The organism is Brevibacillus sp. NRS-1366 (assembly GCF_050467985.1).
The window spans coordinates 1-12864 of record NZ_JBITPN010000022.1 but is presented as its reverse complement, the minus strand read 5'-3'; the positions used below and the strand labels follow the sequence as shown (position 1 = coordinate 12864).

Genomic DNA, 12864 nt, shown 5'->3' with positions numbered 1-12864 from the left:
ATTTTTTGAAACAATCTCTTACCACTCGGGTGGCTTGGGCAGCCCACACCAGTGACCGGCAGCCGAAATGAATAATCCGCCATAAAATTTGTTGAAAAGTGAGCAAGCGTCTATAAGCCGATATTCACTTAGTCTTGGTCAATAAGGACATATCTTTTTATAAACTGTAATTGCTCCTTGATAATAACTTCTTGGATTTTTTGTCCGAAGAAAATAGACTGCCCCCGTATTACTGCCTTTAGCTTAACGAGGCTGCCGGATAAACTCCAGCAGCCTCTGATGTATTTGCTAAGCTATCGTTCTCCGTTAGCTGAACAGCCTGCAGGATCTCGCCGGCAGGCTGTGTAATTAACCGGGTTGTCGCGATCTGATCGAGAATGGCTTGCTGCGCGGTGAGCTGCACCTTGCGATTAATCGTTAGATACAGATTCTGCCCCTTGACCGGCTTGGTCAGCTTCATGTCGCCGACGATCCGGCTCATGCTGTCGATTTGATAGGATTTATAACCGTTAAGCCCCCGCATCTCCTTCTGATACATCAACTCGATGCCGTCGTAGCCGACCTCCTCGGAGTCCAAATACTTAAGCGTGGGATCCGATTGATCTGCGTTGATTTCTTTGTAAAAGTCCAGATTCTCCTTGGCTCCCTTCATCTTGTTCATATAGCCGACCAATTGAACGGCGACCCGGTCGGGACTGTACTGGCGGATGCGCTCCTCCACGATCTCCATGTCCGGATACTCGTCGCGGTGCTCGCTAAGATAGGCGATCTCTTCTTTTGACAGTCCCGATTTGATCCGTCGATGTTGGAATGGCAGATGCGTTCTGCCTTTGATGTCCATAGCCTTGATAACTTCCTCAGTCGTCGACGGCTTGGAATTCGCTTCGCCTTTTTCGTTAAACAGCTGCACGAGTTTTGCAGCCAGCGCCTCCGCCGCTTCCTGCTTAAAGCCTGTTTTGAAAGTAAAGTAAAGGGACTGAGTTGAGATCGAATATGCGATCTGCTGTCCCGCCGAATCGTAAATATTGCCGCGGATGGGCGGGATGGATACGCCCTTCGTGATCATGCTTGTCTGGCGTTCCTAGAGACTCGGACCCTCGACGAACTGTACATAAGCAAAACGTACGATTAGTGAAGAGAACAGGAGAAATGTAAGCATGAAAAAGACATTTAACCTAATACTGAAATGGCGACGGTTTCGAACTTTTTCTTTCGTACTTCGGTTTTATCATTAATTTCCATACCGTTCCCTCATTCCGTCACTCGATACCCACCCTTTAATTGTCATATATTCAGACGAATTCCTTTTTAGAGAGGTTCAATTTTTATCCCTGCATAATAAGAATAAGCAACCTTACGGGAATGGCGGGTATCCGAACTCAATACCAAGTTATTTTTCAAAATTTACGCTTCCGAATCCATGAGACCGATGAATTCCCGGATCGGCTGTCGTCTATATAAACAAAGGCATAAATGAACACAAACTAATTTGACGAAGAGGTGTTTTGAAAATGGCATTAACGTCCGCATTCACGAGCTTCAACCTGCCTGTAAAAAACGTAGAACAATCGAAAGCGTTCTTCACCGGACTCGGATTCGAGCTCAACCCGCAATTCCCCGAGAACGAGAATTCGGTAGCCATCGTGATCGGCGACAACCTGCAGGTCATGCTGATCAATCAAGTATTCTTTAATACGCTCACGGAGAAGGAATCCGTCGATACGAGCAAGTATGCGCAGATGACGATCGCATTGGCCTTCGAGAGCCGGGAAAAGGTCGATGAAATCGTGAATACCGCGGTCTCCTTGGGCGGGAAATTGCACGCTGAACCTGAAGATCATGGGTTCATGTATCATTGGGGCTTCGTGGACTTGGACGGCCATCTGTGGGCCATTAACTACATGAACATGGATGCGGCACAAGGTTAAGGCTAACGGAGAGCACACTCGTACTAGGGTTCAAAAAGAAAGACGCCGGGCATCTCCCCCGGCGTCTTCTTCGCAATGATTAGTTTTGTTCGGTATAGGCTTTGAAATTGTCCATGATCGCTTGCCAGCCTGCTTGCTGGAACTCGACGGAATTGGAGCTTTCCGCGTCGAACGTTTCAATGACCTTCGTCTCATTCCCTTGATCGACGAAAGCAATATCCACTCTTCTTCCGTCTTCCATGGTGTAGCCGATCGCCTCATGCCGATTCACGACATCGTAGACGCCGCCAAAATTAAAGCCCATGCTGCCATCCTTCGCTTCCATCCGTGTCAGAAACTTGCCGCCGACCCGCAGATCGTTTTCGGCTCTCGGCGCATGCCACTCCTCGGACGCTTGATTCCACTTCGTGATGTGATCCGGCTCGGTCCAATAGCACCATACCTTCTCGACAGGGGCTTGAATGACGGCTTGCACGGTTACTTTCGGCGGTTGACTCGTTTCCATTTTAAATAGACACCTCTCTCATGATATTCGTCGTTTGGTTATTCTCAATGATATAGACGTAAGCCAATGACGAAATTCATTGGTCAATTCGCTCAGGCAGCCCAAATCGCGAAAATAATGGCGTATGAATGAAGTTTTGAACGTGCAGGATTTGATTTTCTTTGGTTTCGATGACGTGGATGCCCCAGGGTACCAGGCCAGAGCCCTCTTTGCCCGGCATATACTGGGCCAACGCCGGATAACCGCCATTCACCGTAATGGGCACAAATCGCGAACCTTCGCAATGCCAGCGAGTAAGCGAATAGAAGGCGGACAAATCTTCCTTGCCGCGGATCCACATCTCGAAGGGCGGCATCGACATGCAGCCTTCCTCGTGGAACAACGCGACGAGCGCAGCAATATCGAATTGCTCGAAGGCCTCCACATACCGGGACAGCAGCTGCTGCTCCGGTTGAACGTCCATGCTGCTGAGCTCATCCGAGCGAAGCTGCGCCCGGTCCATCGTCTCCCGGGCTCTTTGCAAGGCGCTGTTCACCGCTGCCGGCGACATCGCCAACGTTTCCGCGATCTGCTTGGAGGACCATTCAAATACATCCTTCAAAATGAGTACCGCGCGCTGCCGCGGAGGCAAGGTCTGCAGGAGAGCGATGAAGCACAGTTGAAGGGTATCTCTGCGGACGAGCCGATCCTCCGGATTGCCCCCAAAGTCGGGAGACGGCCAGATCCAGGCAAAGTCCGGCAGCGTGTCGCGCGGCTCGACGATGGCGACGGCCGGGTCGAACAGGTCAACGGGAAGCGCGCGGCGTTTGGATTGTCTCAGCTTGTCCAAGCACAGGTTGGAGGCAATCCGATAGACCCAAGTTTTGAACGAGGAATCCTGTCTGAATGTGCTCCAGCTCTGCCAGACCCGAATACTCGTCTCCTGAACGGCATCGTCCGCATCGTCCATGGAGCCTAGCATTCGGTAACAGAACGAGGTTAAGCCCGGCTTCAAGCTTGCAAATAATGGTTCGTCAAATGCGGTCTCGTTCATCGCGGCCTCCCTTAACGATCTCCCCGAAGGGTGGTACCTTCATTATATGCAATGAAGCGGACAGCCTCAATCCGAATAAATAGGCAGGATTTAGTACTCATGGATAAAAATTGATCGTACTAATAATTCAATAACCAATAAATTAACCCTTGTCTATACTTTAGAAATAATTCGCAATACCTCACGCTGATGCTCAGATTTGGAACTTTGCACTATAAACATTCAAATCCTGTTGTATCTGTTTCTCTCTTTTATGGTGAGAAACGGCTTATAAACACTTCTAATCTGTTTCGTTTTTTCTGCAACAACAAAATCTTCGATTAGATTTTTGAACATTGGTGTTTCTTTACGTACTTTTTGTGGGATTGGATAAAAACCGGTCCATGGAACATGAAATCTCCTATCCCAGCGTTCTTCGTGTATGTACTTCGAAAAGGACTGCCCCATAATACTTAAAAAATATGTGTTATGAACAAAAACGATTTGACCATCTAGATCCAGCCTTGCTCTACAGAAATCTCTCCCAGTTACCAATGGTATATTTTCTATTAAGCAATTTTCTTCGTACCATACTGAGTGAGAATAAATATCATCATACTTTATAGTATATTCGCCGATTGTTTCAACAAAGATGGGTGTTAATATAGTTGCTATTCTATAATACATAACCTCGCCCCTTTTGGAATTCTCTTATCCATCTTTTCCAAAAGGAGAGTTCTGTATTAACCTACGGTATCATAAGGAATACACAAGAATTAGATTTTTATAATGTGCCAGTGTTACAGAGGGCAAGTTTCCTACTGAAAGATTAATGTTGTGAATATGAAAAAAGTCAAAGAAAAAACGATTTGGATTTCAAAATAATTAGTAGGAATGACAAAATACCCGATAATAAAAATTATCGGGTTCATAAAAAACTTCTGTTTTTATCATTAAGGGACGATTATAACTTAAAACTTACAACTTATATACAATTCTAACTTCTACTTCTTCTACTGACGTTATTTGTGCGTCTTCATTTTTAGAAAAATTAATGATCGCATAATTATCATAGTTACCTTCTTTTACTCCCTTATACTGAACACCATGGAATCCTATTATTTTACAACATTCAGATATATAATTTGTAAGTAAATACTCAAGTTTTAATATGTTTCTGTTATCTGCAGGTTGGGATAAAAACCTTCCAAATCCACCTAATAAGTTACTTAAATCAAGGATCTTTAATGGATTCTTTATTCGAACTGTAGCAATATCCAATTTCTCTCCGTGAGAATAATTAACCTCGTCGGGTATGTATTTTTTCTTACTCGTTAAGTATAAGACAGAAGTTCCTACAATATTATATCTTCCATGACTAGAAACCCCAAATGGAGGATTCCACATTTCTTCAGGTTCATACTTCTTACTTCCAATGTTTCGTTTTCTACCTCTATATAAATTGACATTATGTAAAACCCGATAATCTCCAGCGTCGTACATTGATTTAAATAATTCAAATATTTTTTCACCTACAGAATGCTTAATTGCAAACATCGGGGTTTTTTGTAAATATGTAAGAAAATCGAGTAACTCAAAGGAATGTAAATATACATGATATTGTTCGGCAAAATTATGCCAGTCTTCCATATCAATATCTAGATAACTACTAATATCTTCGGAAGTAAATATCTTATCTGATTGATCAAAACGGCCTATTGACCACGACTCATTTATATTATCAAATCCAAAACCACAACATTTACAACTAATAAAAGGAATCACATTTTCAATATAATCGTATGGCACAAAATGTCGTTTTAGGAAATCTGTAATATCTTCCCCCTCTGAATAAACCATTTCACCGAAATGATTTAAACTTACAACGTTAACTTGATTCAATTCTTTTATGATGTCGCAATGGGAACAATAATCAACATATCTGGAAATTTCCTCACCAATCAATTGGCCGACTTTTCTAGTGAAATCCATTTCTTTTGTATCTGGAATATAATAGTCATCAACTGCTATTTTGTTATTACAAGTTGAACACGTTAATTTTCCTTTACATTTCATATAAACAAATTCATCATACTTTACCAAGAACTGCTGAAGTTCATCAGCGTACTCAACAATACTTTCTAGTGGAGTCATATCAAGTTCATCAATTGTTTTTGTAAGTTCATAGCAATCGAAACATTTAATTCTTGACATTAGTTAATAATACCAACCTTTCTTCTAACTTTATAATTATGAACAATATTAATGAATAACCATCTTCTGTAATCCATAAGTAAACTTACAAGCAGTACCAATCCAAAGAATATTGAATTGAACAAATAAATAGCGCTTTGGGTCTCTCTCAAGCAGCACCTGTAGGATACATAAGAAATACAACTAGGTCCGCATTCTATAGGACGCCCCTACAGGCGTGCTCCCCAGTCAAGATCCAGATCATTGATGCGCCTAGCAATTATTAGCGGAAAATATTTTTCATTGCGAATTTTATTATTTGAACTCGACTTGGATATCCTACTGATTTATAGGATAATTGTTTTCGGTCATTATTGTTTTTTGTATGAAGACATATTTGAGAGTCTTGAATTTGTTTATGTGTTAATTTTGCCAAATGAACACCATCTATTCCTTGTCTTATTTCTTGCAAGAGAACTACTCCCTTTAAATGCCTACTTACCAAAGAACCAAGCTTAATAAATGCATTCTTCTATTCTACGTACTCTTTATTAATTAAATGTATAAATTCATGTGCCAACATATAGTGAACAACATGCGGTTTGGTATTATATAGCGCGACAAGTGATTCTGTCAGGAATATTTTCTTTGAATTAACCACACGCCCGTTTTAATAGTTTCCCAGGAACAATAAATAATTCTAGATTATTTGGTGCCTTAGTTTTTATTTCAAATGCAGAAAAAATTTATACAGTCCTGGGTAATTAGTTTGACTTACTTTCAATCATTCTCTCTCCGTTCTTCTCGTTCTTTCGATTAATTATTAGATTAGCCTTTGTCTATCTCATTTTTATTGCCACTGTTAAAATCAAGGTATCCTTAGGACTATTGGTCCATATGTTTATTGAACAGTGATCTAATCAGATTCCAACAACCAAACCAAAAAGATTCGATAATAAACATTATCGGGCGTAGATGTACAGTTTTTTAGTTTAGTAGATTTGATCATGTTTGGTCTGATAACAATGATTATAGGTAGCTCCTTATTCGCTGAACTGTTGTTATGCGTAATTTACATGATTTCAATTGAAATTACTATTTCGACCCCAACTGTTGTCCATTTAAGCAAAAAAGGTTGCATCGCGAAATGCAGCGAATACTCGATCGTGCTACCTGGATTAAACCCACAATCTCCTTCTCACGGGTTGCTTCTCTTCTCTCATCGTTCTGATCAAGTTTGAAGATGGTGACGGTTTGACGCTTATTACCAAATCCACCTAAACATAGAGCTAATATTTACCCCGTTTTCTCAGTAATAAAGTCTAGTTGCGCTTTTCAGCCGTGAGGTGAAATGGTCTGCGAGCTAGATGAACACTGGGCTTTGGTTCAGGGAGTCGTTTGGAAAGCCTCTTCGTAAAGATAATGCATTAACAAAACCAGCAAAACACCTTTTCTGTGTCGTACTGGTTTTGTTGAAGTCCATTTTGAATTGTAGCTATTTCAACGTGATTGCAAATTCCGAGTTCGGCGCGCCAGCAAATACAACCGTTCCGTTCTTCGGCAGTTTTACTTTGTTATTGCCGCTCACAACGGTAAAATTGACGCATTCTCCCTTCTCATCATACACCGCAAACGTAAAGCGCTACGCCTTAAATTTGCGTTAGCATTTGGGTCAGGTCTGCCAATTTCGTTGTTTTTAGATGCTCGACTCCATTTTCTCTCCCGCATCCATTATTGAATATTAAGAGACCAGTGTGCAGCTCAATATAAGAGTAACACTCCTGGTCTATGAATAATGTACGAGAAGACCTAACCAATTGAAATACACACGATCGGTTTCATTCAGGTTATCCAAGCTCATGCTGCCGAATCGTTGCGCGACCGCAAGAGCATTTTCTCCATGATGCTGCAACGAAGCGAGGGATACATTTTCCGGCGTATCATCGGCGGCATGATACTTGTCCCACCCACCTATATAAGCAAAGTCAAGTCTAGGTATACCTGCTTCGATTGATACATTTAAATCCGTATTATTAGGCATCTTCTGTTACATATTGCCTAGCATGGAATTACTTACCGGGTACTTCGCAATAGAAGCAAGCTCAGAAATGAGCATGCCGTTTTCTGGGCTTGTTTGGAACATAATAGATGGTCCACTAGATCCTCGCGCCTCAAAGTTGACCACGAGGCCAATTGCATCGCGATGTTTGCTTTCTTGCCAGAATTCCTTAGCTCCAAGCATTCCTGCCTCTTCTCCATCGGTAAAGACGAACCAAATATCCCGTTCCGACGGAGGTCCAGCTTGTAGAATTCGAGCCGTCTCCAAGAGTGTCGCTACCCCAGATACGTCATCATTGGCTCCCGGACCATCTGAGACAGAGTCATAATGAGCGGTCAACATCAGTGCTTTGCCTGGTTTCATGCCTTTACGTATTCCCACTATATTGTGAATGTCAAAAGATGTAACCTCTCCGTCAATTTCGTCACCAGAGCTATGATAAGTATCGACTCTAGGTGACAACCCTAACAATTCCATCTGCTTGAGCACATATGTACGAACTTCTGCATTTGCTGCTGAGCCGATCGGATGAGGCTGCGTAGCCATGGCTTCGATATGTTTTAACGCTCGTGCAGCGAAAAATTGATCGGTAGACGCATTCTCATCTTTTGAAGTAAAAGGCTGCTCAAACCAAATCGTTGCGAGAATAAGCAACAAACATATGAAGGAGATTCCAATCGTGCTCAACAGACCTAGCCTCGATTCTTCCTGCTTTTCGAATAGTTCACCCATGTTGAACTCCTCCTCTTTCCTCGTGCCTCCCTAACAAGATGGAGAGTGAATTGTTGTTGTCGTTACTGCTGCATCCGTTGTTGGGTAGTGGGTACTATTGCGACATTATAAAGCTTCACACAGTGTCAACCTCAAGTATGTTAGCTGAAGTACCCTCTTTTTTCTATGCTTGAAGTACCTATCCTTTCGCTTCGAGTTGATCGCAATACAACGACGCATAGCGGGCATTGAGAGCCATCAATGCTTCATGCGTCCCACTCTCTTGAATTCATCCATTTTTACAATAACGATCGACCACAAAGGAAACTAAACAAACTGACGCCGGTCAGTACCGACGCCAGCTTGCAGCTTAGGTGTTTTTTTAACTGTCTACTAAATAGGGTCTTGACCAATCCTGGAGTAATGGTCTTCTTTTTGCTGCCCAAGTGAGGCCGGTGAAATAGTTTCCTACTTCATCAGCTTCAATATTTTTTTCACATTTACGGTAAAGATCGCCATAGCTCCTTGTAACTCCATGCCAACGAGACCCGAAGATGACGCTACGTCATACCCGTGTCTGTGTTTGAGTTCGCTGTTCTTCGCTTCAATTTTGTATCGTTCCTTCGCTTTTTCTCTGAAGTACTCACTTTCCTGAAACTCCATTTGTTCGATATGTTCGGTGGATTTTATCCTCACCGAGTAGGTCTTGCTTTTTGCACCTTCGGTGTAGCAACCTTCCTTCACGGGACATCTCTTGTATGTTTGCACATCAAAGTAGTAGGTATCTGTTTGGTTGTTGCCGACTCCTTTCTTTCCTTGACGCGCTTTCCGGACCGCCAGATGGCCAGCTTTGCACACATACATTCCTGCATCTTTATTGAACTGGAATTCGTCTTCTTTCTTACGAGTCCCTTGCGTAATAAGCGGATTCAATTTGGCGACCAATTCTATGTCATTGTTGCTGCTGTACGTAATGTTGTCTCTTTCCGAGAAGGTAGTATCTCTAATTACCGTTTTGACTTCTATGCCGGCTGTCTTACTTTTTTCGATCAACGTCTGCAATTGCTTGCTATCATTCTTTTCGCCCGTCGTGAAAAGGGCTGCCGTTATAATCCGTTCTTCGGTCATGGCCATGTGAGTTTTGAATCCAAAAAATGAGGAGTCCGCGCTCTTGTGACCTACCCTTGCATCCTGATCTTCCGAGATTCGAAGCTGCTCCAGATCATCTGCGACTGTTTCTTTCAACAGATTCAGTGGTTCTCTTATTTTGGGAAGCCGACAGATGCCTCCTTCAGCTTCAAGTACGGCGATGAGTTTTTGGCAGTAACCAATTTCCTCCTTCAGAACGCCGGAGGCGTTCTTTGCCAGGAACTTCGCTTTTAAGGATTCATTAACCTTGTAGACGGCTTTCCTCAGTTTTAGAGAGCGATCCAGCAAAATTTCTCTCGGGGATTTCTGGTTGTAACGAGCTTTCGTATGAGTTGCATCAACAATGATCGCTTTGCTTTGGATGATTCCTTTTCTATCGCAATTTTGACAGTTTGGTTGATGAGCATATCAAGCAAATTTAGGTCCTTTAACATCAGCTTCCGAAACTTTGTTAAGGAGCTTGGGTCAATCACGGAATCTTCTGGGGCCATGTGAAGAAAATACTTGAATGACATATCGTAATTGGATCGCTCAACGATGTCAACGTCTGAGAGTTCGAAGATGGTCTTCAACAACAAATATTTAAACATCCAAATTGGGTCGATGGCGTTTCGTCCGTTGTCCAAGCAGTATTGATTTTTCAGTTCATCGTATACAAAAGAGAAGCCTACGAGCTCATTAATTTGGCGCAGCATGTTGTCCTGTGGGACGACTAAGTTATAGAGCTCTATCTATGGACTTGCGATTAGTGTTTGTTGTTGTTGAATCATTTGGTTCACCTGCTCCATTATATAGAAAAAAGGTAAAGCTTCCTCAAAAATGAGAAAGCTTTATCTTACTAACTCAAAAGGACTTTTTCAGTGGCCTCCAATATAATCAGGCTCCTTTTATCTTGTATTAACCTTATAATGATGTAAGTTTCATTGGCAATACATTCTATTATTAATAAATTTGACTTAGAGGATTCTACCTCTTTTTTTGTTCGTATCCCCAATGAGGTCACCCAGTCATTTACTCATTGGGTGGTTCTTATGTCTACTATTAAGTATTTGTGTTTGATTCAATTTCATTAATCTTGTTGTCTTCACATTGACGCACTGGTACAAATTGGATACATTCATCTAGGAAAGAAACCCTTTCTTGCTACGCTCCCCCGTTGAGAACGCCTAATCAAAATGCATCGCCTCAATGAGGGGATGCATTTTAGGAAAAATAGACAAATTGTATAATAAATTCCAAAAAAATGAAATCATTTTTCGACAACAAGTCTGATTTCTTGCTCGTTTTCTTGCGTTAGCATTGTAGTGAATCAACGTGCCTATCAATCAGTCAGCCTGAATGCGTACTAATTTCGTTGGGAGGATAATCGATTGAAAAAAAGAGTCAGTATTCTTGTGGGGTGTTTTCTGATTTTTCAGGTGTTGACTGGCTGTAATACGAATGAACCTGCTACTTCAGACAAAAATGAAACACAACCAACAAATGAGAAGTCGCAAGAAATGGTTTTGAATTGGAACGCAGACGGTGGGGAACCGCCTACGGCTGACCCGGGACTTGCCTCTGACGGCACGTCCTTTGACGTTATCACAGCCTGTTTTGAAGGCTTGACGCGCTTTGGTCCCGATGGAAAAGTTGCCAACGCTGCAGCTGAAAGCTACTCAGTTTCACCAGATTTACTGACCTATACCTTCAAGCTGAAGAAAGACATGCATTGGAACAATGGGGAACCGGTTACTGCGCACGATTTTGAATATGCATGGAAGCGAAACCTGAACCCGGAAACAGGAGCGGAGTACGCCTACATGCTGTATTTTATTAAAGGAGCTGAAGAGTTCAACACAGGAAAAGCAACCCGCGACCAGGTCGGTGTGAAGGCTGTGGATGACCTTACCCTCGAAGTGAAGCTCAATGCACCGGCACCTTTCTTTTATGAGCTGACGGCCTTCCCGACACTGTTTCCGCTGCATCAGAAAACAGTGGAGGCAAATCCTGGCTGGGCATCCTCTCCAGAAAAATACGTGGGAAACGGCCCTTTCAAAATGGAACTTTGGGAGCATAAAAACAAGCTCGTCCTTGTCAAAAACAAAAAGTATCACGACAAGGATGCAGTCAAGCTGGACAAGATCGTATGGAGCATGATTACCGATACGAATACGGCGCAAGCTTTGTTTGAGTCAGGCGATTTGGACTGGGGCGGTTACCCGACATACACGCTTCCAGCAGACGTGATTCCGGCATTACAGGAGGAAGGAAAGCTGGTGATCTCACCATATCCAAACACAGTAGCTGTTACTTTTAATACCACGAAACCGCCGTTTACCAACAAAAAGATCAGACAAGCCTTTTCGTATGCGATCCAGCGCCAGCCATTGATAGACGGAATTGTGCAGACAGAGGTTCCTGCTGCCTATGCCTGGGTACCGCAATCCATGGGGTTCAATGGAAACAATTACTTCAATGAAGATCTGGTAAAAGCAAAGGAATTACTGGCGGAAGGCCTCAAAGAACTGGGCTTAACTGCCTTGCCAGAGATGAACTATACTTATGGCTCCGGGGACGATCGTCAGAAAAAGCTGGCAGTAGTGCTTCAGGATCAATGGAAACATAATCTGGGCGTAGACGTCAATATCAGCGGACTGGAAGAAAAGGTGTTTTTGCAAAACAAGCGTTCTAAAAACTACCAGTTTGCGTATCGAAACTGGTCTGCTGATTTCAATGACCCGATCAACTTCCTGGAAATGTTCAAGGATAAAACAGTTGGAACCAATGATGCCGCTTGGGAGAATGCCCGTTATCGGGAGCTGATCGTCCAAAGCTATCTGGAAATGGACCCGGAAAAACGCAAGGCGATCATGCTCGAGGCCGAAAGCATTCTTATGGATGAAATGCCGATTGCCCCGATTTTCTACGGAGCGTGGCCATACATTCAAAATGACAAGGTAAAAGGATTTTTGATTAATTCGTTTGGCGGAAAAGACTTTAAATATACAACGATTGAGCGTTAGCAAAAATATGCTGCCCCCTGCCTCGTATTTTCATGAGGGAGGGGTTTTTGTATACAGTAGCGTGTGTAAATCCGAACAGCCGAAGAGATACTATACGTTTATTATTGAGCATACGCTGTTAAACAAAAGTACACTAACACGATTGTGTACTTTATCAGAAGATAATCTAATTCCCTCACAATCAACAAAGAAGTTGATATTTGATGCTGTAAAGAAAAAAGTGCCTGACGTGGAAATGTCCGATTTGTTTTGATCGAAAAAAGCCCTTTTACTCAAATCGATGATATGCTCCCTTTCGGGTA

General features: G+C 42.6%; 8 protein-coding genes and 2 pseudogenes. 3 read left to right on the top strand and 7 right to left on the bottom strand.

The genetic code is table 11. From position 1 onward, the window contains the following. Nucleotides 1–238 precede the first annotated feature (238 nt). Nucleotides 239–1066 (bottom strand): hypothetical protein, encoded by an 828-nt coding sequence (locus tag ACIFQN_RS16650; protein ID WP_429834158.1) that lies wholly within the window; start codon nt 1064–1066, stop codon nt 239–241. A gap of 445 nt (nt 1067–1511) precedes the next feature. Between ACIFQN_RS16650 and ACIFQN_RS16645 the strand changes: the two genes are divergently transcribed. Continuing rightward, on the top strand, nt 1512–1928 hold the full coding sequence (locus ACIFQN_RS16645; protein WP_429834157.1) for a VOC family protein: 417 nt from the start codon (nt 1512–1514) through the stop codon (nt 1926–1928). A gap of 79 nt (nt 1929–2007) precedes the next feature. On the opposite strand, the gene ACIFQN_RS16640 is transcribed toward ACIFQN_RS16645, so the two are convergent. From ACIFQN_RS16640 to ACIFQN_RS16620, 5 genes and pseudogenes are all read right to left on the bottom strand, one after another. Beyond that, complete coding sequence (locus tag ACIFQN_RS16640) at nt 2008–2433, bottom strand: SRPBCC family protein (protein WP_429834156.1); 426 nt, start codon at nt 2431–2433, stop codon at nt 2008–2010. Between the two features lie 76 nt (nt 2434–2509). Then, nucleotides 2510–3466, bottom strand: a complete 957-nt coding sequence (locus ACIFQN_RS16635; RefSeq protein ID WP_429834155.1) for a sigma-70 family RNA polymerase sigma factor — start codon at nt 3464–3466, stop codon at nt 2510–2512. A gap of 222 nt (nt 3467–3688) precedes the next feature. Continuing rightward, complete coding sequence (locus ACIFQN_RS16630) at nt 3689–4132, bottom strand: hypothetical protein (protein WP_429834154.1); 444 nt, start codon at nt 4130–4132, stop codon at nt 3689–3691. A gap of 291 nt (nt 4133–4423) precedes the next feature. Further along, nucleotides 4424–5659: a hypothetical protein gene (locus tag ACIFQN_RS16625; RefSeq protein ID WP_429834153.1), complete on the bottom strand. Its 1236-nt coding sequence runs from the start codon at nt 5657–5659 to the stop codon at nt 4424–4426. A 1765-nt stretch (nt 5660–7424) separates the two neighbouring features. Beyond that, a pseudogene (locus tag ACIFQN_RS16620) lies at nt 7425–8174 on the bottom strand (M20/M25/M40 family metallo-hydrolase). Nucleotides 8175–8669: 495 nt separating this feature from the next. Here ACIFQN_RS16620 and ACIFQN_RS16615 point away from each other — a divergent pair. Beyond that, a complete protein-coding gene (locus tag ACIFQN_RS16615) occupies nt 8670–8858 on the top strand; it encodes an IS3 family transposase (protein ID WP_429834152.1) in 189 nt (62 codons plus the stop codon). Nucleotides 8859–8876: 18 nt separating this feature from the next. On the opposite strand, the pseudogene ACIFQN_RS16610 reads toward ACIFQN_RS16615, so the two are convergent. Next, a pseudogene (locus ACIFQN_RS16610) lies at nt 8877–10288 on the bottom strand (IS1182 family transposase). Between the two features lie 639 nt (nt 10289–10927). On the opposite strand from ACIFQN_RS16610, the gene ACIFQN_RS16605 reads away from it, so the two are divergent. After that, nucleotides 10928–12562, top strand: coding sequence for a peptide ABC transporter substrate-binding protein (locus ACIFQN_RS16605; protein WP_429834151.1), 1635 nt, complete (start codon nt 10928–10930; stop codon nt 12560–12562). The last annotated feature ends 302 nt before the right edge of the window (nt 12563–12864 follow it).

Excerpts from the sequence above, each read along its gene's own strand:
- ACIFQN_RS16635 (WP_429834155.1), bottom strand. The coding sequence starts at position 3,466 with ATGAACGAGACCGCATTTGACGAACCATTATTTGCAAGCTTGAAGCCG.
- ACIFQN_RS16640 (WP_429834156.1), bottom strand. The coding sequence starts at position 2,433 with ATGGAAACGAGTCAACCGCCGAAAGTAACCGTGCAAGCCGTCATTCAA.
- ACIFQN_RS16645 (WP_429834157.1), top strand. The coding sequence starts at position 1,512 with ATGGCATTAACGTCCGCATTCACGAGCTTCAACCTGCCTGTAAAAAAC.
- ACIFQN_RS16630 (WP_429834154.1), bottom strand. The coding sequence starts at position 4,132 with ATGTATTATAGAATAGCAACTATATTAACACCCATCTTTGTTGAAACA.
- ACIFQN_RS16615 (WP_429834152.1), top strand. The coding sequence starts at position 8,670 with ATGCTTCATGCGTCCCACTCTCTTGAATTCATCCATTTTTACAATAAC.
- ACIFQN_RS16650 (WP_429834158.1), bottom strand. The coding sequence starts at position 1,066 with ATGATCACGAAGGGCGTATCCATCCCGCCCATCCGCGGCAATATTTAC.
- ACIFQN_RS16625 (WP_429834153.1), bottom strand. The coding sequence starts at position 5,659 with ATGTCAAGAATTAAATGTTTCGATTGCTATGAACTTACAAAAACAATT.